The organism is Micromonospora eburnea (assembly GCF_900090225.1).
Taxonomy (GTDB): domain Bacteria; phylum Actinomycetota; class Actinomycetes; order Mycobacteriales; family Micromonosporaceae; genus Micromonospora; species Micromonospora eburnea.
The window spans coordinates 1310679-1332177 of the sequence record NZ_FMHY01000002.1 but is presented as its reverse complement, the minus strand read 5'-3'; the positions used below and the strand labels follow the sequence as shown (position 1 = coordinate 1332177).

The window sequence follows — 21499 nt, the reverse complement described above, 5'->3', positions numbered from 1 at the left end:
CGGAAGACCACCGGATGCCGCAAGTGGAGTCGATCACGCGGGCGCGACGGATGCCGCAAGTGGAGCCGATCACGCCAGCGCGACGGCCGCGCATGAAGGCGATCACGCCAGGCGGCGAGAGCGCCGTCAGCCCTTTTCCAGGTACTCGGCGCGTTCCTCGTCGACCAGGGCGGCGACCGAGGCGGCCAGGGCGGGATGCCGGGCCAGCTCCGGGTCCTCCTCGACCAGGGCGATCGCCTCGGCGCGGGCGTCGCGGATCAGGTCGGTGTCCCGCAGCAGCGACAACAATCGCAGGTGGGACCGGCGGCCGGACTGGGTCGCGCCCAGCACGTCGCCCTCGCGGCGCTGCTCCAGGTCCAGCTCGGCGAGCTTGAAGCCGTCCGTGGTCGAAGCGACCGCGTCCAACCGCTCCCGGGCCGACGAGCCCTCCACCGCCTCCGTCACCAGCAGACAGAGGCCGGCGGCCGAGCCCCGACCGACCCGCCCGCGCAACTGGTGCAGTTGGGATACGCCGAACCGGTCGGCGTCCAGCACGATCATCACGGTGGCGTTGGGCACGTTCACGCCCACCTCGACCACCGTCGTCGCCACCAGCACGTCCAGATCGCCGGCGGCGAAGGAGCGCATCACCGCGTCCTTCTCGTCGGCCGGCAGCCGCCCGTGCAGTACGCCGATCCGCAGCCCGTGCAGCGGGCCCTCGGCGAGCAGCGGCGCCACCTCGGTCACCGCGAGGGGCGGCCGGCGGCCGTTGTCGTCCTCGCGTGGAGCCTCCTCGTCGCTCTGCGGTCCCTCACCGATACGCGGGCAGACCACGTACGCCTGGTGGCCGGCGGCGACCTCCTCGCGCAACCGGCGCCAGGCCCGGTCGAGGAAGGCTGGCTTCTCGGCGGCCGGCACCACGTGCGAGGCGATCGGCGAACGCCCCTGCGGCAACTGGGAGAGGGTGGAGACCTCCAGGTCGCCGTAGACGGTCATCGCGACCGTACGCGGGATCGGGGTGGCGGTCATGACCAGCACGTGCGGCGGCTGGTCGGCCTTGGCGCGCAGCGCGTCCCGCTGCTCCACACCGAACCGGTGCTGCTCGTCGACGACCACCAGGCCCAGGTCGTGGAAGTCGACCCCCTCGTAGAGCAGGGCGTGGGTGCCCAGCACGATGCCGGCCCGCCCCTCGGCCACCTCGGCGAGCGCCCGCCGCCGGGCCGCCGCGCCGAGCGATCCGGTGACCAGCTCCACCCGGGTGGCGTTGTCGGCCGCGCCCAGCTCGCCGGCCTGCGCAAGCGGGCCGAGCAGGTCGAGCATGCCCCGGTGGTGCTGGGCGGCGAGCACCTCGGTCGGGGCAAGCAGCGCCGCCTGCCCACCGGCGTCGACCACCTGGAGCATGGCCCGCAACGCGACCACGGTCTTGCCGGAGCCCACCTCGCCCTGGAGCAGCCGGTGCATCGGGTGCGCGGTGGCCAGGTCGGCGGCGATCTCCCGGCCCACGGCCTGCTGGCCGGCGGTCAGCTCGTACGGCAGCCGGGCGTCGAACGCGTCCAGCAGGCCGCCCGGTTTGGCGGGCCGGGCCCGCGCCGGCCAGGCCGCCGCCCGGTGCTTGCGCTGCACCAGGGTGAGCTGCACGGCGAACGCCTCGTCCCACTTGAGCCGGCGCCGGGCCCGATACAGCTCCTCCTTGGTGGACGGTCGATGGATCTCACGCAGCGCCGACCCGATGCCGACCAGGTTCCGGGTGGCCCGGACGGTGGCCGGCAGCGGGTCCTCCGGCGGGGTGAAGGTGTCCAGCACGACCCGCACGCAGCGGGCGATCACCCAGGTCGGCACCGCCGCGGCGGCCGGGTAGACCGGAATCAGCGCCCCGGCGAACTCCTCGACCTCCTCGTTGGCCGCCGCCTCGCCGTCGCCGCCCTCGCCGAGCAGGACGTACTCCGGGCCGTTGAGCTGTCGCTTGCCCCGGAACTCGGTGACCTTGCCGGCGAACAGCCCCCACCGGCCGGGGCGCAGCTCCCGCTCCCGCCACGCCTGGTTGCCGAAGAAGGTGAGGGTGAGTACGCCGCCGGAGCCGTCCCCGACGGTCACCTCCAGCAGGCTGCCCCGGCGCTGGCGCATCGGTCGTACGGCGGTGCGCTGCACCTGGGCCAGCACGGTGACCTGCTCCCCCACGTCCAGCGAGCGGATGTCGGTGTGCTCGCCGCGCTCGTCGTAGCGGCGGGGAAAGTGGTAGATCAGGTCGCCGGCGGTGTGCAGGTCGAGGTGGCCGGCCAGGGCCTTGGCGGTCTTCTCCCCGACCAGCTTCTTCAGTGGCGTGTCGACCGTGGCCGGTTCGCTCGTCATTCGACCCCCACCAGTAGCGGATAGTGCGGCTGCCCGCCCTCGTACGCCTGGACCTCCACGAACGGCCAGGAACGCTCGACGTGCTCGCGTACCCGGTCGGTCAGCCCGGCCGGGGCGTCCGCCCCGCGGAGCAGGGTGACCAGCTCACCACCGCCGCCGAGCATCCGGTCGACCACGGCGGTGCAGGTGGCCACCAGGTCGGCGCCGATGAGGTGCACCTCCCCCTCGACCAGTGCCAGCACGTCGCCCGGCCGGCACGGGCCGGCCACGGTGAGCGCCTCCCGGCCGGCATGGCAGACCTCGGCGTACCGGCAGGCGCCCGCGGCCTCGGCCATCGCGATGACGTCGTCCTCGAATCGCCGGGACGGGTCGCGCACGGCGAGCGCGGCGAGGGCCTGCACCGGGGAGCGAGTGGGCACCACGCTCACCTTCACCCCGATCCCGTGCGCCTCGCGCGCGGCGGTGCTCGCCACCGCCTGCGTGTTGGGGTCGTTGGGCAGCACCACCACCCGGGCCGCCCCGGTGGCCCGGATCGCGTCGAGCAGTTCGCCGGTGGACGGGTTGGCCGGCACCACGGTGGCCCCCTCGGCGGCGAACAGCTCGGCGATGCCGGCGCCGGTGGCCACCACCACGGCCGCCCGGCCGTCGGGCAGCGGGACCGGCGCGGGCAGCGCGACCTGGTCGGCGAACCGGGTCACCGTGATCCGGTGCGGGCGGCCGGCGACGACCCCCGCCTCGATCGCCGCGCCGACGTCGTTGACGTGCACGTGCACGTTCCAGGTGCCGCCGCCGGGGCTGCCGTCGCCGACGATGACGAGCGAGTCGCCGAGCGGGTCCAGCTCGGCGCGCAGCCGGGCCACCGCCTCGTCGGTGGCGTCGAGCAGGTACTGCACCTCGTAGGCGTACGCCGGGGAGCCGGTCTCCCGGACGGCGGTGGCGGGCGGGCGGACCGTGGGCCGCGCGGGCGGCGGCTGCTCGGGGCTCTCCCCGGTGACCACCTCGACCAGCGCGTCCAGCAGCAGGCAGAGGCCGCGCCCGCCGGCGTCCACCACACCGGCGCGGGCCAGCGCGGGCAACTGCTCCGGGGTACGCGCGAGCGAGCGGGCGGCACCGGCCGCGGCGGCCCGCACCACGCTGCGCAGGTCGTCGCTGTCCGCCTGCTCGGCGGCGCGTGCGGCGGCGGCGACCACGGTGAGCAGGGTGCCCTCGACCGGGTGGGCGACGGCGGCGTAGGCGGCAGTGGTGGCGGCGGCCAACCCGGCGGCGAACTGCCGGCCGCGGACCGCCGGGGCGGCGGCCAGCGCGTCGGCGAGACCACGCAGGATCTGCGACAGGATCACCCCGGAGTTGCCCCGCGCGCCCAGCAGCGCGCCCTGGGCCATCAGCCGCAGCGCGTGCCCGTGCGGGGTGTGCCCGTCGTCGGGCAGGGTGTCCAGGTCCATGGCGAGGGCCTGCTGCGCGGAGGTGAGGGTGAGCACCAGGTTGGTGCCGGTGTCGCCGTCCGGGACCGGGTAGACGTTGAGGTCGTCGACCTCGCCCTGGTGCCGCTGGAGGGCGGCCAGCCCGCTCGCGCACCAGCGGCGTACCGCGGCGGCGTCGAGGGAGTCCAGCACGACCGGAAGCCTACTGGCGCGCACCGACACGCGCCGGGGTCGCCCGGTCCGCGTCGGCGTGTCCGCCGGGCCGGGGCCGCTGACCGGCCGCCCTGCCCCACCGGTACGCTGGGCAGGTCTCCATCGCTTCCAGCCGGGTCCGGTTGGGCGTACCGGCATGTCATCGGGTAACCTGACCAGGTTGCCCGGGCAGCGCCTGGCGGCGACCTCATGAACGTTTCAAACCCAGGAGTATCCCGTGGCTAGCGTGTGCGACGTCTGTGGCAAGGGGCCGGGCTTCGGCCACAACGTGTCCCACTCGCACCGGCGGACCAACCGCCGCTGGAACCCGAACATCCAGTCGGTGCGTACCCCGGCCGGTGGCGGCACCACCAAGAAGATGCAGGTCTGCACGTCGTGCATCAAGGCCGGCAAGGTCACCCGCGCCTGACGCGGTAGCGCCACCCAACACTCGTCGGTTGCCGGCGGACCCGATCGGTCCGCCGGCTTCTGTCGTGCCCGCGAGGCGTACGACGAAGGGCCCGACCCCTTGTGGGGGTCGGGCCCTTCGTGTTCGCTCCTGTCAGCGGTTGCCGGTCAGGAGGTGCTGTAGCCGCGGGTGGCGATCCAGTCGGCGAGGTTGTCGACGCTCATCCGGTAGGAGGCGGTGTTCGGGTTGGCGGAGTCGGCGATGGTGACGGTCTTGCCGTTGTCGTGGTAGCCGACGACGCTGATGTAGTGGCCGCCTTCGAAGGAGTGGGTGTTGCCGTCGGTGTCGGTGGCGGTGCCGGCGATGTTGGCGACCACGGCGCGGCCGTCGTCGACGGTGCGGACGATGTCGGTGCGCAGCTTGTCGGTCTGCTTGTCGTCGGCCTTGCTGTCACGGATCTCGACCGAGTGGTAGGCGTCGGTCTTGCCGGTCTCCTTGTTCAGGACCGGGGTGATGTCGTTGATGCTGTTGGTGCCGTTCTCGGTGGTGCCCATCTCCTTGGCCATGGTGTCGACGTCGATGTTCTTGTCCTGGACGGAGAGGGCGTTACGGGCGGCGGCGGGGCCGCAGTAGTAGAAGTTGGGCTGGGCCTGGTAGCGGACGTGGAGTTCCCGCTCGGCGGCCGGCTTGGGGGCGGGCTTGTCGGCGGCGTGCGCGGCGATGGCAGGGCCGGCGATCCCACCGGCGGTGGCGGCGATACCGGCGACGGTCAGGGTGGTCTTGCGCAGGATGTCGGTACGCATGACAAAAGCCTTTCGTTGGGGGTTCGCGACAGGCCCGCGACAGGGGGGTGCGGGTGTCACGCAGGAGGGGGGAAGTCTTCGGGGGTCCGGCGGCGTGGCCTGCTCGGGTGGCCCGGGTGGTGTAACGACCGGCGGTGGCGGGTCATTCCGCCGGGCCGGCGGCCCGATTTCGTCGGGCGGGGTGACCGGCGCGGGGGGTGCGGCACGGTCAGCCATGTACAACGCCCCGACCCCCCGCATGATTCCGGCCCACGGGTGGCCCCGACCACGGGACACCCCACCCCGCGAACCCACCCATCCCACCCAGACCGGACATTCGGCGCGGGCGGGGTGCCGCAGTCCGTTGGGGGTCACGCAGGATGCGGCATGTGGTGGTCTTCCGGACGCCGGAGACCACCACATGCCGCACATGGAGCCGATCAAGCGGGCGGGGCGGAGCGGGGCGGGGTCAGAGGGTGCGGCCGAAGGAGAGGCAGCCCGGCTCGTCCTTGTAGAAGCCGAAGTTCGGGATCCGCTCGTAGCCGGCCGAGGTGTACATCGCGATCGCCTCGGGCTGCCGGTCACCGCACTCCAGGATGATCCGCTTGCGGCCCTGCTCCCGCGCGGACCGTTCGACTGCGGCGAGCACCGACCGGGCGACGCCCCGCCCCCGGACCGCCGGCGCGGTGTACATCCGCTTCAGTTCGGCCGTCGCGCCGTCGTCGCCGTGGCTGCGCCAGCCGCCGCAGCCCACCGGCTGCCCGTCGAGGTAGGCGACCAGGAAGGCACCGGCCGGGGGCGCGAACTCCGCCGCGTCGACCGGGGTCTCGTCGCCGCTGCCGCCGTACCGCTCGCCGAGGTCGGCCAGGGCCGCCCGGATCAACGCCTGCGACTCGGGCGCGTCGAAGCGCCGCGGCCGGATCTCGATCTCGCTCACGTGATGAAGGCTACGACCGGAGACCGCTCCACCCCGACCCGCCCGGCACACGTCGGTCGCAGATCACTCCGTACGGCGGAAGTGGTCCCATCCGGTGGGGCCGTCGTACGCCGCGCCGTCCACGGTGACCCCGGCGCCCTCGGCCACCCGCCCGATCGGCCGCCACCCGGTCGGCAGCGCCGCCGTGGCCGGGAAGGTCGCCGCCAGGGCGTGGTCCTCGCCGCCGGCCAGGATCCACGAGTACGGGTCGACGCCCAACGCCTGGGCCGCGTCGCGCATCTGCCGGGGCACCTCGAACGCGTCCCGGGTCACGTCGATCGCCACCCCACTGGCCTTGGCCACGTGCCCCAGGTCGGCCAGCAGCCCGTCCGAGACATCGATCATGGCGGTGGCGCCGTGCCCGGCCGCCTCCGGGCCGGCTCGATACGGCACCTCGGGGCGGCGGTACGCCTCGACCAGCAGCCGGGGCGTCCGGAAGCCCCGGGAGAGCACGGTGTAGCCGGCCGCCGCCCAGCCGGTCCGCCCGGCCAACGCCACCACATCGCCCGGGCGGGCCCCGGAACGGACCACCGGCGGCCGGCCCGCCAGGTCGCCCAGGGCGGTCACCGCGATCGTGATGATGGGGCTGGACGACATGTCCCCGCCGACCACACCCGCCCCCACCAGAGCCGCCTCGGCGCCCAGCCCGTCGGCCAGTTCCTCCGCCCAGCTCGGCTCCAGCTCGGCCGGGATGCAGAGGGCGACCAGCAGCGCGGTCGCGGTGGCGCCCATGGCCGCGATGTCGGCCAGGTTGGCCGCCGCCGCCCGGTGCCCGATGTCCCGCGCCCCGGACCAGTCCCGGCGGAAGTGCCGCCCCTCCACCAGCACGTCGGTGGAGGCCACCACCCGCCGGTCCGGGGCCGCGACCACCGCCGCGTCGTCACCCGGGCCGAGCAGACAGCTCTCCCCGTACGCCAGCCGGGCCGTCACCCGGTCGATCAGCCCGAACTCCCCGACACCCGCGACTGTCATGCCGTCCCCTCGTCGCGCTCTTCCGTCTTCACATTCCCGCACCACGCCCCGGCGTGTCCTCGCTCACCGCGTCCAGCCGGCCACCGATAGGGATCTGGCCTGCTCCGTAAGGTAGTTTCACCCTTCGGGTCGCCCCAGTCGGCGACGGACGGAGGTCGAGTCGTGGTACAGGCGTACATCCTCATCCAGACCGAGGTCGGTCGGGCGCGTGACGTGGCCGGTCAGATCGCGGACCTTGCCGGCGTGGTACGGGTCGACGCCGTCACCGGGCCGTACGACGTGGTCGTGCTCACCGAGGCGAACACCGTCGACGAGCTTGGCAAACTCATCGTCAGCAAGGTGCAGATGGTGCCCGGCATCACCCGCACCCTCACGTGTTCGGTGGTGCGCCTGTAAGTGGACGAGATCACTTCCTCCCCCGCTCCCGACGAAACTCCGCGCCGGGACCGGAGCACCCGCAGCGCCGCCCTCTGGGCAACCCTGGTCGCCGTGCCGGTCACCGCGGCGGTGGCCGGGTTCACCTTCGCCAAGTTCTCCCCCGATGAGCCAGCCGCCACGCCGAGCGCGTCGCCGACCGCCGTCCGGCCGCAGTCGACCGCACCGGTCGAGATGCCGGCGCCGGCCCTGGCGGAACGGCCGGCGACAGTGTGCCGCGCCCTGATGTCACAGCTTCCGGCGAGCGTCCGCGACCTGAACCAGCGCCCGGTCACCGCCGGCGCCGAGCAGAACGCCGCGTACGGCGACCCGGCGCTGACGGTCGCCTGCGGCGGCATCCCGCCGCTCAAGGTGTGCCCCGCGCCCGCCGCCACGTCGACCGACCAGCCGACCGACGGCTGCCTCCCCGCGACCGGCGATGTGTGGCGGGTCAACGGGGTCTGCTGGCACCCGGTGGAGGAGGCCGACGGCGCGGTGCTGACCACCGTCGACCGGGAGGTTCCCGTCCGGGTCCGGCTGCCCAAGGCGTACGAGCAGCCGCTCCAGTGGGTGGCCCCGATCTCCGACACGATCGTCGCCACGGTCCCGTCGGCCAAGACCGCGCCCTCCGGCTGCTCCTCCTGACCACCCGCCGTGCGGGTCGCCCCGGTCAGCGGCCCGCGCGGCGCAGGGCGGTACGGATGAGGCGGTTGACGAGCTTGGGATACTCCAGGCCGCTGGCCGCCCACATCCGGGGGAACATCGAGGTCGGCGTGAAGCCGGGCATGGTGTTGATCTCGTTGAGATAGACGTCCAGCTCGGGGGTGACGAAGAAGTCGACCCGGGCCAGTCCGGAGCAGTCCAGGGCGGTGAACGCGCGGGCGGCGTACTCCTGCACCTGGCGGGTGACCCGCTCGGGCAGGTTCGCCGGGACGTCGTACTCGCAGACCTCGTCGGCGTAGATGTACTTGGCCTCGAAGTCGTACCAGTCGTGGCCGCCGATCATCCGCACCTCGGCCAGCACCGACGCCTCCGGGGCACCGCCGGCCTCCCCCTCCAGCACGCCGCATTCGATCTCGCGGCCGACGACCGCGCCCTCGACCAGCACCTTGGTGTCGATCTCGCGGGCGGTGGCGACCGCCGCGTCGAGCTGCGACCAGTCGTCGACCTTGGTGATGCCGAAGGAGGAGCCGGCCCGGGAGGGCTTGACGAACACCGGCAGGCCCAGCCGCTCCTTGTCCTCCTCGGTCATGGTCATCCCGTTGCGGAGCACCACGTACGGGCCGACCGGGATGCCCTCGGCGACGCAGAGCTTCTTGGTGAACTCCTTGTCCATGGCGGCCGCGGAGGCGAAGACGTTCGCCCCGACGTACGGGATGTCGGCCATCTCCAACATGCCCTGGATGGTGCCGTCCTCGCCGTACGCGCCGTGCAGCACCGGGAAGACCACGTCCACGTCAGCCAGCGCCCGGGGGCCCTGGGTCGGGTCGAGCACCATCAGGCCGCCCGCCGCCGGGTCCGCGCGCAGCACCAGTTCCGCCCCGGAACTGGAGGTGATCTCCGGCAGCTTGCGGTCCTGGATCGCGAGCTGGCTCGGGTCGCCGCTGGCCAGCACCCACTGGCCCCGCCGGGTGATGCCGACCGGCACCACCTCGAACTCGTCCGGGTCCAGCGCGTCCAGCACACTGCCCGCGCTGACGCAGGAGATGCCGTGCTCGGGGCTACGGCCGCCGAAGACGATCGCCACACGGGTCTTGCCTGGCGTGGTCACTGGTGGTCACCTCTTCGGTCGCGACTGCGGCTGGCCGTGCTCGCCCGTGGCGCTCACCCGGTTGACCTTACTGTGCGTGGCGAGCGCGGGTGGTCGATACCCGGGGAGACGGGTGGGTGAACCGATCCGGGCAACGAATCTTATACGGTGAGTAATCGGGCCGCGACCGGGCGGGATGCGGCTCAGACGCTCCGGAGCCCGTCTGGACGGCGCCCGACTGCAAGGACCTTGACCCGCTGCCGCCCTGCGCGGACCATGCCGAGCGCCATGAAGGCGCCGGCGATCCGGTCCGCCGCCTCCCGGCCGTCCACCCCGACCACCTGCCGGCGGCGCTCCGGGCTCGTCCGCTCGTTGCGCGCCCCGCCGTCGAGCGGCCGGACGTCGGTGAGGACCACGAGGAAACGGGTCACCGGCGCACCGCCGGTCCGGGGCGGCAGGCCGTCGCCGTCATTGCGCGCCCCCTCCCGCCCGCTCCGGGGCAAGGGGCACGCGGCGGTCGGACCATGGGGGGAGAACAACCCGACTACCGCGCACCCCGTCCCTCCGGTCGCTCACCACCACCGTCGCCACGACAACCGGCGGTGAGGACGTGATCACAGACTGACATGTTGGTACACATGAATGCAACTCTCATCGATCTTCTCTCATGCCCACTTTCCCATCGAATGTGCGACCATCGATACATGGCGCCGAAGACCGCCCGGGCCCGACGGCTCGGCATCGCTCTGCGTACCCACCGGGAAGCCGCCGGCCTGACCCTGGAAGTCGCGGCCGACGAGATCAACAGCACCCGGAGCACCCTGTCCCGGTACGAGAACGCCCAGACGCTGATCAGTCCGGCCACCGTGCGCGCCCTGCTCACCCTCTACGAGGTGAGCCCGGACGAGATCGCCGCAGCGGTGCAACTGGCCAAGGACGCCCGCAAGCCCGGCTGGTGGGTCTCCTACTCGTACCTGCTGGACCGGCGGACCATCGACTTCATCGCGCTGGAGGCGGAGGCGACCGGGATCGCCAACTTCGAGCCCTCCGTGGTGCCCGGCCTGCTCCAGACCGCCGACTACATCCGCGGCGTGATGCGCGGCGGCCCGCACACCCTCAGCGACGAGCAGGTGGAGCAACGGGTCCACCTGCGACTCGACCGGCAGCAGCGGCTCACGGGTGACGATCCGCCGATCCTGGACGCCATCATCGACGAGGGCGCGTTGCTGCGCCCGGTCGGCGACCGGTCCGTGATGGAGGGGCAGCTACGGCACCTGCTGAAGATGGGCGAGCTGCCCAACATCACCGTGCAGGTGATCCCCCTCGCCGCCGGTTATCACCGGGGAACCCGCGGCTCCCTGCACATCCTGGAGTTCGCCGACCCGGAGGACCCGATCATCGCCTCCGTGGAGACGGTCGCCGGGCAGATGGTCCTGGACCGGCCGGAGGACCTGCGTACCTGCACCAAGATCATGGAGCACCTGCGGACCGTGGCGCTGAGCCCGGCGGCCAGCCGGGAACAGCTCCTCCGCTTACTGGACGAGAGGTAGAACCACGATGAACGGCACGAACAGCCGCCAGCCGGTCACCGGCTGGCGCAAGAGCAGCCACAGCGGCGACGCGGGCGCGTGCGTCGAGATGGCGTCGCTGCCCGAGGCGGTCGCGGTGCGCGACTCCAAGGACCCGGCCGGCCCGGTGCTGGTCTTCTCCCCGGCCGCCTGGGCGGCCTTCACCACCGCACCGCCGCTCGGCTGACCCACCCGCGCAGGCGTGAACGACGGATGCGGGCGGCGAGGGCACCCGCATGCGCCCCGGGCCGACCGGCGTCCCTCCCGCCGACGCGCCGTGGCTCAGGCGGGCCGCCGGGCGGTGACGGCCGTGGCGTCCAGGTCCTCGTCGTGCACCACCGTCGGCACCAGGCCCGCTCCGGTCAGCACCGCGCAGAGCGCCTCGGACTGCGCGACGCTCACCTCGACCGCCAGGTGCCCGCCCGGGGCCAGCCACTCGGCCGCGCCGGCCGCCACCCGGCGCAGCACGGCCAGCCCGTCCGCGCCGCCGTCCAGGGCCACCGGCGCCTCGTGCAGCCGCGCCTCCGCCGGCATCAGCGCCACCGCGCCGCTCGGCACGTACGGGGCGTTCGCCACCACCAGGTCGAGCCGGCCCCGCCACTCGGACGGGACCGGCGCGAACAGGTCGCCCTGGTAGACGGGCACGCCGAGCGGGGCGAGGTTGCGTCGGGCGCAGGCCACCGCGGCCGGGTCGATGTCGGCGGCGGCCAGCCAGCGCGGACCGAGCCGGCCGTGCAGCACCAGCGCGGCGGCACCCGACCCGCAGCAGAGGTCGAGCACGGCGGGGGCCGGCCCGGCCGCCGCCGCGGCGGCGGACACCAGCAGCGTGGTACGCCCGCGGGGCACGAACACCCCGGGGTCGACGGCGACCCGCAGGCCGCAGAACTCGGCCCAGCCGAGCAGATGCTCCAGCGGCCGGCCGGCGACCCGGCGGTCGACGAGATCGATCAGTGCCTCGGCCGAGTCGGCGGCGGCGATCAGCAGGTCCGCCTCGTCCTCGGCGTAGACGCAGCCGGCGGCGCGCAGCCGGCTGACGAGGGCGGGACGGTCGGGATGGAACGGTGCCATGGGGATGCCCTTCGGGAACACTCGTCGGCGCTCCCGGCGTCGCCTACTCCCGAGGCGACGCGGACTCGGAGGGAGCGCCGGTCCTTCGCTGGTGGATCGGACTCACCCCCTTCGGTCGAGGCCCGGGTGGGCCGTGGCTGCCCGTCACGATAGCCGAGCCGGCGGCGCCGCGCCGCCCCGGCGTACGGTCCACCCTGCGGGGTCAGGCCGCGCTGGCATCCAGTGCGGCGGTCAGGTCGGCCACCAGGTCGGCGGTGTCCTCGATGCCGCAGGAGAGCCGGACGAAGCCGGGGGCGGTGTCGTCGCCCCACTGGGCCCGCCGGTCGGCCGTGGTGTGCACCCCGCCGAACGAGGTGGCGGCGGCGACCAGGCGCGACGCGTCGAGGAACCGGGCCACCCGGTCGGCGTCGCCCAGGTCGAACGAGAGCACCCCGGGCATCCGTCGCATCTGGACCGAGGCGACCGGATAGGCCGGATCCCCCGGCAGCCCGGGCCAGCGCAGACCGGTCACGTCGGCACGGCCGGCGAGCAGCCGGGCGAGCGCCTCCGCGTTGGCGGTCTGCCGGGCCAGCCGCAGGTCGACGGTCGCCAGCGAGCGGTGGGCCAGCCAGCAGTCGAACGCCCCGGGCACCCCGCCGGTCGTCATGCGCCAGGTGGTCACCGGGTCGAGCAGCTCGGCGGAGCGGGTCGCCACGTACCCGAGCACCAGGTCGGAGTGGCCGGTCAACGCCTTGGTGCCGGAGGCCACCACCACGTCGGCGCCGAGGTCCAGCGGGCGCTGACCGAGCGGGGTGGCGGTGGTGTTGTCCACCGCCACCAGCGCGCCGGCCGCGTGCGCCCGGTCGGCCACGTCCGCCACGTCGACGACATCCAGGCCCGGATTCGCCGGGGTCTCCAGCAGCACGAGCCGGACACCGTCGAATGACGGGTACGGCCCGGCGGTCGGGGCGAGGAGCGTCCGTACGCCGAACGACTCCAGCGTGCCGGCGGCGAAGGCCCGCACGGTGTAGTACCCGTCGGCGGGGAGCAGCACGGTGTCGCCGGGGCGCAGCAGGGCCAGCAGCAGCCCGGTGATGGCCGCCTGGCCGCTGGCGAAGACCCGGCAGTCGCCGCCCTCCAGCTCGCCGATGGCCGCCTCCAGCAGCCGCCGGGTCGGGTTGTCCGGCCGGCCGTACCCGTTGGGTGCCGCCGCCGGCCCCTGCCACGGGTCCAGGTGGTACGGCGCGGCGAAGACCGGGCCGGGCAGGAACGGCTCCCCCGGCGTCGGCGCGGGCAGCCCGGCGTGCACGCTACGGGTGCCGTCACCCCAGTCGCTCATGATTCCCGCCTCACTCGTAGGACTCGGGCTTCGCGGTCCGGCTCATCAGGGCGTCCACGGCGAGCCGTGGGTCCATCCCCTCGTGGCAGATCCGCTCGATCTGCTCGGTGATCGGCATCTCCACGCCGTTCGCCCGGGCCAGGTCCCGGATGGACAGGCAGCTCTTCACGCCCTCGGCGGTCTGCCGGGTGGCCGCCTGCGCCTGTTCCAGGGTCTCCCCCCGGCCCAGGTGCTCGCCGAAGGTCCGGTTCCGGGCCAGCGGGGAGGAACAGGAGGCGACCAGGTCGCCCATGCCGGCCAGCCCGGCGAAGGTGATCGGGTCGGCGCCGAGCGCCACGCCCAGCCGGGCGGTCTCGGCCAGACCCCGGGTCATCAGCATGGCCCGGGTGTTGTCGCCGAAGCCCATCGCGGTGGCGATCCCGTACGCCAGGGCGATCACGTTCTTCACCGCTCCGCCCAGCTCGCAGCCGATCACGTCGTCGTTGGTGTACGGGCGGAAGTACGGCGTCCGGATCGACGACTGGACGAGGGCGGCCCGCCGGCTGTCGGTGCCGGCGACCACGGTCGCGGCGGGCTGCTCGGCGGCGATCTCCGGGGCCAGGTTGGGCCCGGAGACGACCACCACCCGGTCGGCCGGCACCCCGGCGGTCTCCATGATCACCTGGCTCATCCGCTTGGTGGTGCCCAGCTCGATGCCCTTCATCAGGGAGACCAGCGTGGCGTCGGGGGCCAGGTACGGGGTCCACCCGGCGAGGTTGCCGCGCAGCGTCTGCGACGGCACCGAGAGCACCACCACCTCCGCCCCGACGATCGCCTCCTCGGCGTCGCCGGTCGCGGTGACCCGGTCGGGCAGCCGCACGCCCGGCAGGTAGTCCGGATTGCGGCGCTCGGTCCGGATCACCTCGGCCACCGACTGCCGCCGGGCCAGGATCGTCACGTCCCGGCCGGCGTCCGCGAGGATCTTGGCGAACGCCGTACCCCACGACCCCGCCCCCAGCACCGCGACATGCCCACTCATGCCGTCGCCTCCCTACGGTCGGCGACGCCATGCGGCACCACCGCACCGAGCCGGCCGATTCGCTCGCCCCGCTCGCTCATTCCGTCGCCTCGCCCTTGCCGGGGGTACGGGTCCGGGCGGGACGCTCCCACAGCGGCGGCGGGGTGCCGCCACGGATCTCGGCGACCATGTCCCGGATCCGCAGCATGATCGTGTCGGTCATCTCCTCCAGCACCGCCCGGGACGGGGTGGCGTCCGCCCAGCGGCTCAGGTCGACCGGCGGCCCGGCCACCACGGTCACCGGGATCCGCGGGCGCAGGCTGAGCCGGCCGGTACGCGGCTCGAACATCCTCTCCGGCCCCCACATGGCGACCGGGATCACCGGCGCGCCGGTGGCCAGCGCCAGCCGGGCCGCCCCGGTCTTGCCCCGCATCGGCCAGAGGTCCGGTTCGCGGGTGATCGTCCCCTCCGGGTAGATCACCACCGCGCCGCCCGCCTGCACCGCGGCGACCAGTTTGTCCAGCGACTTGGCCGCCTCGACGGTGCCGCGCTCCACCGGGATCTGCTTGCACCGGTACAGGATCCAGCCGATCACCGGTATCCGGAACAGGCTGGCCTTGCCCAGAAACTGCGGCCAGCGCCCGGCGTCGTGGACGAAGTGCGCGGCGACCAGCGGATCGGTGTGCCCGACGTGGTTCGGCACGATGATGATGCCGCCGGGGTGGCGCAGGTGCTCCATGCCCCGCCAGGTGCGCCGCGTCCAGACGTTCAACGGCGGCTTGACCAGCACCACGGCCAGCCACTGCCAGAACCCGAGCCTCCGCGGTGCCACCCTGCCTCCTCGAATCGCCCGACCCACACGCCCGCGACGAAATCATGCCTGCTCGCCCTGGGTCCGGCCAGTGAGGGTACCGCCGTCCGACTGGCAGGATGGTCACGTGCCCGAGCCGACCTGGACCGTGGTGATGCCGGTGAAGCGCCTCGGGGCGGCGAAGAGCCGCCTGCGGGGCGCGCTGCCCGCCGTACCCCATGAGGAGCTGGCGTTGGCGCTGGTGGCCGACACGGTCCGCGCGGTGCGGACCTGCCCGGCCGTCGGCGAGATCCTGGTGGTCAGCGACGACGCGCGGGTGGCCGCGGAGGCGACGGCGGCCGGCGCGCGGGTGCTGCCGGACCCGGCCGGCGGGTTGAACGCCGCGTTCCGGCGGGGCGCGGCGGTCGCCGGCCCGCGCGCCGCGGTGGCCGGCCTCACCGCCGACCTGCCCGCGCTGCGACCGGCCGAGCTGGCCGCGGCGCTGCGGGCCGTCCCGACCGGCCCGCCCGGGGTACGCGGGTTCGTGGCCGACGCCCCGGGCAGCGGCACCGTGCTGCTCGCCGCGCCGGCCGGGGTGCCGCTGGACCCCCGGTTCGGGATGGGCTCGGCGGCGGCGCACGCGGCGAGCGGGGCGCTGCCGCTGCGCGGCGACTGGCCGACCCTGCGCCGGGACGTGGACACCGCCGCCGACCTGGCCGCTGTCGCGCGGCTGAGCCCCGGTCCGCGCACGGCGGGACTGCTCGGCGGACCGCTCGGGTACGGTGCTGGCATGCAGGGCACGGTGGCCACCTACGACGCGTCGACCCGCAGCGGCGTGCTGCTCCTGGACGACGGCACCGAGCTGCCCTTCCCGGCCCGCGCCTTCGACGCCTCCGGGCTGCGGCTGCTCCGGCTCGGCCAGCGGGTCCGGATCGAACGGGACGCGGCGGGCGAGATCGTCCGCGTGACGTTGCCGACGATGGCCTGAGCAACCTGCCCCGAGTTCATTTTCCGTTCACCGCAATCGGGGAATCATGAGGTGGTGAGCACCCCTCGCGAGCAGCCCGAGAGCACGCAGCACATCCCCGACCCCGAGTCGCCCCGCAACGGCATCCCGGCCCGGGGCGCCGACGGCCGGTTCCGCCGGGTCCGCGCGCCGGAGGAGGACCTCGCCGTCGACCCGGCGGACCTGGACGCCGCGGCCGCCTCCGCGGGCCTGGAGGAGGCGCTCGACCCGGTCGAGGGCCCGGGCCCGTACGCCGAGCGGGCGGCGGCGCAGCCGCTGCCCGAGGACCGGTTCCTCAACCGGGAACTCTCCTGGCTCGACTTCAACGCCCGAGTGCTGGCGCTGGCCGAGGACCCGCGTACCCCGCTGCTGGAGCGGGTGAAGTTCCTGGCCATCTTCGCCAGCAACCTGGACGAGTTCTACATGGTGCGGGTGGCCGGGCTGAAGCGCCGGCTCTCCGCCGGCCTGCCGGTACGCGGCGGCGACCGGCTGCCGCTGCGTACCCAGCTGGAGCTGATCGCGGCGAAGGCCGCCGACCTGGTCGCCCGGCAGGCCAACTGCTTCGTCGACGACGTGCTGCCGAGGCTGGCCGAGGAGGACATCCGGATCCTGCGCTGGGCCGAGCTGGACGACCCGGAACGGGAGCGGCTGCGTACCTGGTTCCGGGAGCACATCTTCCCGGTGCTCACCCCGCTCGCGGTGGACCCGGCGCACCCGTTCCCGTACATCTCGGGACGGTCGTTGAACCTCGCCGTGTCGGTGCGCGAGCCGGACGGTGGTTCGGAGCTGTTCGCGCGGGTGAAGGTGCCCAACAACGTGCCCCGGTTCGTCCGGGTGGCCCGGGACGCGCCCGGCGTCTGCTTCATCCCGGTGGAGGACCTCATCTCGGTGCATCTCGGGCAGCTCTTCTCCGGGATGCAGGTGGTGGAGTGCCACCTGTTCCGGGTGACCCGCAACGCCGAGGTGGAGGTGGACGAGGACCGCGACGAGGACCTGCTCCAGGCGCTCGAACGGGAGCTGGCCCGGCGGCGCTTCGGCCCGCCGGTCCGGCTGGAGGTGGCCGCCTCGATCTCCGACCGGATGCTGGAGCTGCTCGTCCGGGAGCTGGACATGCACGACCAGGAGGTGCTACGGGTGCCCGGCCTGCTGGACCTCTCCGCGCTCTGGCAGGTGTACGGCGAGGCCGACCGCCCCGAGCTCAAGGACCCGCCGTTCGTGCCGGCCACCCACCCCCGGCTCACCGAGGGCGAGGTGCCGCGCAGCGTCTTCGCCACCCTGCGCGACGGGGACGTGCTGGTGCACCACCCGTACCACTCGTTCGCCACCAGCGTGCAGCGCTTCATCGAGCAGGCCGCCGCCGACCCGGGCGTGCTGGCCATCAAGCAGACCCTCTACCGCACCAGCGGCGATTCCCCGATCGTGGACGCGCTGGTCGACGCGGCCGCCGCCGGCAAGCAGGTGGTGGTGCTGGTCGAGTTGAAGGCGCGCTTCGACGAGGTGGCGAACATCGGCTGGGCCCGCACCCTGGAACGCGCCGGCTGCCACGTCGTCTACGGCCTGGTCGGTTTGAAGACGCACTGCAAGACCGCCCTGGTGGTACGCCAGGAGGGCAACCAGATCCGCCGCTACTGCCACATCGGCACCGGCAACTACCACCCGAAGACCGCCCGGACCTACGAGGACTTCGGCATGCTCACCGCCGATCCGGAGATCGGCGCCGACCTGACCGACCTGTTCAACGTGCTCACCGGCTACAGCCGGCAGACCGCGTACCGGCGACTGCTGGTGGCACCGCAGGGCATCCGCAGTGGCCTGATCGAGCGGATCGAGCGGGAGATCGCGCACGTCCGGCTCGGCATGCCGGGCCTGGTGCAGTTCAAGGTGAACGCCCTGGTGGACGAGGAGATCACCGACGCGCTGTACCGGGCCTCCCAGGCCGGCGTGCACGTCGACCTGCTGATCCGGGGCATGTGCACGCTGCGGCCAGGGGTGCCGGGGCTGTCGGAGAACATCCGGGTCCGCTCGATCCTCGGCCGGTTCCTGGAGCACTCGCGCATCTTCCGGTTCGGCAACAACGGCGACGGCGAGTTCTGGATGGGCTCGTCCGACCTGATGCACCGCAACCTGGACCGCCGGGTGGAGGCGCTGGTACAGGTGAGCGACCCGGTGGCCCGGGCCGAACTCGACTACGTGTTGACCGCCGCGTTCAGCCCGGAGGTGGACGCGTTCGAGCTGGCCGGGGACGGTAGCTGGAGCCGGCGTACCGGCACCCCCGACGAGCCGCTGACGCACCTGCAGGACCTGCTGCTGCACCGGGTGGGCGGGACGGCGGGGTGAGCGGGCCACGGTCGGCTCGGACCGGGCTTACGGTGAGCGGGTGACGGACGAGGAGCCGGTGCGGATCCGGGCAGCGGGCGGGGTGGCCTGGCGCCCGGGGGCGGACGGCGTCGAGGTGTGCCTGGTGCACCGCCCCCGGTACGACGACTGGTCGCTGCCCAAGGGCAAGCTGGACGCCGGAGAGCACTCGCTGCGGGCCGCCGTACGCGAGGTCGCCGAGGAGACCGACGTCCGGGCCGTGCCGCAGGTACGCCTGCCCACCGTCCACTACCGCAGCGAGGGGCGGCCGAAGGCGGTCGACTACTGGTCGATGCGGGCCGCCGCGACCGGCGGCTTCCAGCCCGACACCGAGGTCGACGAGGTGCGCTGGCTCGGGGTCGACGAGGCGGTACGCCGGGTCAGCTACCCGCACGACGCCGAGGTGATCGCCGCGTTCGCGGCGCTGCCGCCGGTGACCGGCACCGTGCTGCTGGTCCGGCACGGGCACGCCGGCAAGCGGGGCACCTGGACCGGCCCGGACCACGGCCGGCCGCTGGACGCCCAGGGCTGGGCGCAGGCGCGGACGCTGGCCGACCTGGTGGCCGTGGTCCGCCCGGTACGCCTGCTCGCCGCCTCGGCCCGCCGCTGCGTGCAGACCCTCGATCCGGCCGCCGCCCTGCTGGACCTGCCGATCGAGGTGACCGGCGACCTGGACGAGCCAAAGCCCGGCCAGCAGCCGGACGAGTGCGTCCTCGCCGCCGCGGCGCTCATCACCACGCTGGCCGTCGCCGGCGAACCGGTCGCCGTGTGCAGCCAGGGCAAGGTGATCCCGGGCCTGCTGGAGCGGCTGACCGGCCGGGCAGACGACTTCACCACCGCCAAGGGCGGCGGCTGGCTGCTCGCCTTCACCGGCGACCGCCTCCTCGCCGCCGACCGCCTGTAAGGAGGGGCCCCCTGTTAACGCCTCTGGTAGAGCCAGGTCCCCTTGTTAACACCGAATTCGGGCGGCGAGGCTAGGGCAGGGCCAGGGTCACCGCGACCGGCAGGTGGTCGCTGGCCGTGGTACGCGGTGCCGTCACCGCGCTGGCGGCGACGCCGGGCGAGACGAGAACGTGGTCGATCTGCTCGCGCGGGTCGTCGGCCGGGCTGGTCGGCAGCGGGCGGGCCGTGGCCAGGGCGTCGACCAGACCGGCCCGGGTGAACTCGCCGAACGCCGGCTCGCCGGGCTCGGTGTTCAGATCGCCGGCCAGCACCAGCGGACGACCGGCCGCGTACCGGGTGGCGAAGGCGGCGACCTCGCGGGCCTGGGCCACCGGCCCCTGCCCGGGCGGCGGTTGCAGGTGGGTGGCGACCACGGCGAGTTCCCGCCCGCCGAGGTCGAGCGTGACGCCGAGGGCCTGCGCCCCGGTCGGCGCGCCGTGCGGGGCGAGGGGTCGGGTCCGGCCGGACCGCACCGGGAAACGGCTCAGCACCGCGTCCCCCCACAGCGGATCGGCCGCGGGTGCGAAGACGTACGGCATCCGCAGCCGTCGGGCCAGCAGCGCGAGCGTGTCGTGGCCGCCGTTGAGCAGCCAGCCCCGGTCCACCTCGCTGAGCAGCACCACGTCGGGTCGTTCCCCGCTGACCGCCCGGGCCAGTCCGTCGAGGTCGAGCCGCCCGTCCAGCCCGAAACCCATCCGGATGTTGTACGCCACCACCCGTACGCTTCCCGGCGATCCGCCGCCCGGCGCAGCCGTCGGCACCGGTCGGTGGATCTCACCGGCCACGAAGGTCAGCAGCGTGACCCCGATGAACGCCCAGGCCAGTGCCGCGCCCGACAGGGCGGGCGGCGCGGCGGGCCGCCCGGTGACGGCGGCCACGGCGACGAGTACGGCCACCCCCACCGGCACCCACCCGTTGGGGTAGCCGAGGTCGTAGGCCGCGTAGTAGACGATCGACGAGACGGCGAAGAGCAGCATCCCGCCGACGGCGGCGTAGCCGCGCCGCGAGCAGCCGGGGGCCGGCCGTCCGGTGCGGGTCAGGGGCCGCGCCGAGCCTCGGCCGCCACCGTGGCCCGGGAGGATCCCGGCATCCACGCCCGGGTCGGTCCCGTTGTCGGCGCCATCCGCACCGTGCCCGCCAGCCGGAATGTTCGCGCGGGTCGCGCCGACGGGATGGGTGTCGGCGAGCGCGAGACAACCGGCGAGACCCGCGGCGACGAGCACGTACGCCGGCCGCAGCCAACCGGCCCAGCCGGCGGCGAAGAGCACCGCTCCGGCCAGCAACGCGCCCGGCCAGAGCGCCCGCGCGAGGCCCCGCGGTGGCCGGGTGAACGCCGCCCAGAGGAACAACCCGGCCGCCAGCGGGGCGAAGGCCGAAACGTGTTCCGGCGGCAGGCCGAGCCCGGGGAAGTCCGACGAGCTTGGCCCGAAGCCCCGCGAGACATGGCCGTAGGACTCGGCGGTGCTCCACAGTGCCGGGGAGAGCGCCACCTGACCGGCCAGCAGCATCGCCGGACCGGCCAACAGCCAGGCTCGTACGCCACCCCGGCCGCTCGGTGCCCCCGTCGCCCCGATCGGCGGTACGGAACGCGTCTGGGCGGCCAGAAACGCCCCGACCAGCAGCGTGCTGAGCGGCCACGCCAGCCAGCCGTCCCGCCAGACCAGGTCCACCGTGCCGAGCAGCGCGTGGCCGACCGCGCTACCCGCCAGGCCCAGCACCAGTCCGGGGACCGGCCGGTCGGTGCGGGCGGCGGTGGCGGCGAGCCAGACCAGGCCGGCGAGCAGCCCGGCGCAGGCCAACCAGAGCTGCGGCTGGCCGCCGGGCGCAGCGGTCAGGGCGAGCCGGGCGGCGGCCAGCGCCCCGGCCGCGACCAGACCCACCGGACGGGGACCGAGCCGGCGTACGACCGGCGGAGCGGCGAACGCGACGAGGAACCAGGCGAGCGCGAAGGCGCCGAGGAGTTCAGCCGGGGTGTCGGCCGCCTGCCCGAAGATGGTGATGATTGCGGGCAGCCACACCCGCAGCAGGTCGAGCAGGACCACGACGCCCAGGGCCAGCACGACGGTGGGGAGATGGCGGTGGCGCACGACGCCTCTTCTCGTGACCGAGGGGGTGTTCGGCACGAGGATTCTGCGGGCCCGGCCCCTGGAGGGTCAACGCGTAGCCACGAAAAGGGCGCCCACCGCGAACGGTGGGCGCCCTCAGGCCGCG

The 21499-nt window shown here is 74.1% G+C and carries 19 protein-coding genes and 1 pseudogene; 8 read left to right on the top strand and 12 right to left on the bottom strand.

From position 1 onward, the window contains the following. Positions 1-126 precede the first annotated feature (126 nt). On the bottom strand, positions 127-2328 hold the full coding sequence (gene recG, locus GA0070604_RS06370) for an ATP-dependent DNA helicase RecG (protein ID WP_091115665.1): 2202 nt from the start codon (positions 2326-2328) through the stop codon (positions 127-129). Next, positions 2325-3941, bottom strand: a complete 1617-nt coding sequence (locus GA0070604_RS06365; RefSeq protein ID WP_091126936.1) for a DAK2 domain-containing protein — start codon at positions 3939-3941, stop codon at positions 2325-2327. Before GA0070604_RS06365 ends, recG begins: the two co-directional genes overlap by 4 nt. A gap of 238 nt (positions 3942-4179) precedes the next feature. Between GA0070604_RS06365 and rpmB the strand changes: the two genes are divergently transcribed. After that, a complete protein-coding gene (gene rpmB, locus GA0070604_RS06360) occupies positions 4180-4371 on the top strand; it encodes a 50S ribosomal protein L28 (protein WP_073832489.1) in 192 nt (63 codons plus the stop codon). A 146-nt stretch (positions 4372-4517) separates the two neighbouring features. Here rpmB and GA0070604_RS06355 read toward each other — a convergent pair whose 3' ends face one another. The 3 genes from GA0070604_RS06355 to GA0070604_RS06345 all read right to left on the bottom strand — a co-directional run bounded on the left by GA0070604_RS06355 (position 4518) and on the right by GA0070604_RS06345 (position 7080). After that, complete coding sequence (locus GA0070604_RS06355) at positions 4518-5153, bottom strand: C39 family peptidase (RefSeq protein ID WP_091115661.1); 636 nt, start codon at positions 5151-5153, stop codon at positions 4518-4520. 448 nt (positions 5154-5601) lie between these two features. After that, a complete protein-coding gene (locus GA0070604_RS06350; RefSeq protein ID WP_091115658.1) occupies positions 5602-6069 on the bottom strand; it encodes a GNAT family N-acetyltransferase in 468 nt (155 codons plus the stop codon). Positions 6070-6132: 63 nt separating this feature from the next. Further along, complete coding sequence (locus tag GA0070604_RS06345; RefSeq protein WP_091115656.1) at positions 6133-7080, bottom strand: thiamine-phosphate kinase; 948 nt, start codon at positions 7078-7080, stop codon at positions 6133-6135. Positions 7081-7242: 162 nt separating this feature from the next. On the opposite strand from GA0070604_RS06345, the gene GA0070604_RS06340 reads away from it, so the two are divergent. Both GA0070604_RS06340 and GA0070604_RS06335 read left to right on the top strand, forming a co-directional pair. Beyond that, positions 7243-7476, top strand: coding sequence for an Lrp/AsnC ligand binding domain-containing protein (locus GA0070604_RS06340; protein ID WP_018786298.1), 234 nt, complete (start codon positions 7243-7245; stop codon positions 7474-7476). Next, entirely contained in the window at positions 7477-8139 is a 663-nt protein-coding gene (locus tag GA0070604_RS06335; RefSeq protein ID WP_208601977.1) for a DUF3515 family protein, read from the top strand. Positions 8140-8164: 25 nt separating this feature from the next. Here the strand turns inward: GA0070604_RS06335 and GA0070604_RS06330 are convergent, their stop codons facing one another. Both GA0070604_RS06330 and GA0070604_RS06325 read right to left on the bottom strand, forming a co-directional pair. Then, a complete protein-coding gene (locus GA0070604_RS06330) occupies positions 8165-9265 on the bottom strand; it encodes a D-alanine--D-alanine ligase family protein (RefSeq protein WP_091115652.1) in 1101 nt (366 codons plus the stop codon). 182 nt (positions 9266-9447) lie between these two features. After that, a complete protein-coding gene (locus GA0070604_RS06325) occupies positions 9448-9675 on the bottom strand; it encodes a hypothetical protein (protein ID WP_091115649.1) in 228 nt (75 codons plus the stop codon). Between the two features lie 273 nt (positions 9676-9948). On the opposite strand from GA0070604_RS06325, the gene GA0070604_RS06320 reads away from it, so the two are divergent. Together GA0070604_RS06320 and GA0070604_RS06315 are read left to right on the top strand one after the other, a co-directional pair. Next, complete coding sequence (locus tag GA0070604_RS06320; protein WP_091115645.1) at positions 9949-10794, top strand: helix-turn-helix domain-containing protein; 846 nt, start codon at positions 9949-9951, stop codon at positions 10792-10794. Positions 10795-10801: 7 nt separating this feature from the next. Further along, complete coding sequence (locus tag GA0070604_RS06315) at positions 10802-10999, top strand: DUF397 domain-containing protein (RefSeq protein ID WP_091115642.1); 198 nt, start codon at positions 10802-10804, stop codon at positions 10997-10999. Positions 11000-11094: 95 nt separating this feature from the next. Here the strand turns inward: GA0070604_RS06315 and GA0070604_RS06310 are convergent, their stop codons facing one another. The 4 genes from GA0070604_RS06310 to GA0070604_RS06295 form a co-directional block, all read right to left on the bottom strand. Then, positions 11095-11880, bottom strand: a complete 786-nt coding sequence (locus GA0070604_RS06310; RefSeq protein ID WP_091115638.1) for a putative protein N(5)-glutamine methyltransferase — start codon at positions 11878-11880, stop codon at positions 11095-11097. 202 nt (positions 11881-12082) lie between these two features. Continuing rightward, complete coding sequence (locus GA0070604_RS06305; RefSeq protein WP_091115634.1) at positions 12083-13198, bottom strand: cystathionine gamma-lyase; 1116 nt, start codon at positions 13196-13198, stop codon at positions 12083-12085. 10 nt (positions 13199-13208) lie between these two features. Next, positions 13209-14216: an NAD(P)H-dependent glycerol-3-phosphate dehydrogenase gene (locus GA0070604_RS06300; RefSeq protein WP_091115628.1), complete on the bottom strand. Its 1008-nt coding sequence runs from the start codon at positions 14214-14216 to the stop codon at positions 13209-13211. A 76-nt stretch (positions 14217-14292) separates the two neighbouring features. Next, the gene (locus tag GA0070604_RS06295; protein ID WP_091115624.1) at positions 14293-15027 is read right to left on the bottom strand and encodes a lysophospholipid acyltransferase family protein; all 735 of its coding nucleotides are present in this window, start codon (positions 15025-15027) and stop codon (positions 14293-14295) included. 133 nt (positions 15028-15160) lie between these two features. On the opposite strand from GA0070604_RS06295, the pseudogene cofC reads away from it, so the two are divergent. From cofC to GA0070604_RS06280, 3 genes and pseudogenes are all read left to right on the top strand, one after another. After that, positions 15161-15751 (top strand): annotated as a pseudogene (gene cofC, locus GA0070604_RS33345) (2-phospho-L-lactate guanylyltransferase); the annotation flags it as partial. Between the two features lie 276 nt (positions 15752-16027). Further along, positions 16028-18328, top strand: coding sequence for an RNA degradosome polyphosphate kinase (locus GA0070604_RS06285; protein ID WP_377594326.1), 2301 nt, complete (start codon positions 16028-16030; stop codon positions 18326-18328). A 40-nt stretch (positions 18329-18368) separates the two neighbouring features. Next, positions 18369-19250: an NUDIX hydrolase gene (locus GA0070604_RS06280; RefSeq protein ID WP_091115620.1), complete on the top strand. Its 882-nt coding sequence runs from the start codon at positions 18369-18371 to the stop codon at positions 19248-19250. A gap of 70 nt (positions 19251-19320) precedes the next feature. Here the strand turns inward: GA0070604_RS06280 and GA0070604_RS06275 are convergent, their stop codons facing one another. Continuing rightward, positions 19321-21375, bottom strand: a complete 2055-nt coding sequence (locus tag GA0070604_RS06275; RefSeq protein WP_091115617.1) for an endonuclease/exonuclease/phosphatase family protein — start codon at positions 21373-21375, stop codon at positions 19321-19323. Between the last annotated feature and the right edge of the window lie 124 nt (positions 21376-21499).

Bases quoted from the DNA above. Each gene is read 5' to 3' on its own strand.
- recG (WP_091115665.1), bottom strand. From the start codon at position 2,328: ATGACGAGCGAACCGGCCACGGTCGACACGCCACTGAAGAAGCTGGTC.
- GA0070604_RS06355 (WP_091115661.1), bottom strand. From the start codon at position 5,153: ATGCGTACCGACATCCTGCGCAAGACCACCCTGACCGTCGCCGGTATC.
- GA0070604_RS06345 (WP_091115656.1), bottom strand. From the start codon at position 7,080: ATGACAGTCGCGGGTGTCGGGGAGTTCGGGCTGATCGACCGGGTGACG.
- GA0070604_RS06320 (WP_091115645.1), top strand. From the start codon at position 9,949: ATGGCGCCGAAGACCGCCCGGGCCCGACGGCTCGGCATCGCTCTGCGT.
- GA0070604_RS06315 (WP_091115642.1), top strand. From the start codon at position 10,802: ATGAACGGCACGAACAGCCGCCAGCCGGTCACCGGCTGGCGCAAGAGC.
- GA0070604_RS06310 (WP_091115638.1), bottom strand. From the start codon at position 11,880: ATGGCACCGTTCCATCCCGACCGTCCCGCCCTCGTCAGCCGGCTGCGC.
- GA0070604_RS06305 (WP_091115634.1), bottom strand. From the start codon at position 13,198: ATGAGCGACTGGGGTGACGGCACCCGTAGCGTGCACGCCGGGCTGCCC.
- GA0070604_RS06300 (WP_091115628.1), bottom strand. From the start codon at position 14,216: ATGAGTGGGCATGTCGCGGTGCTGGGGGCGGGGTCGTGGGGTACGGCG.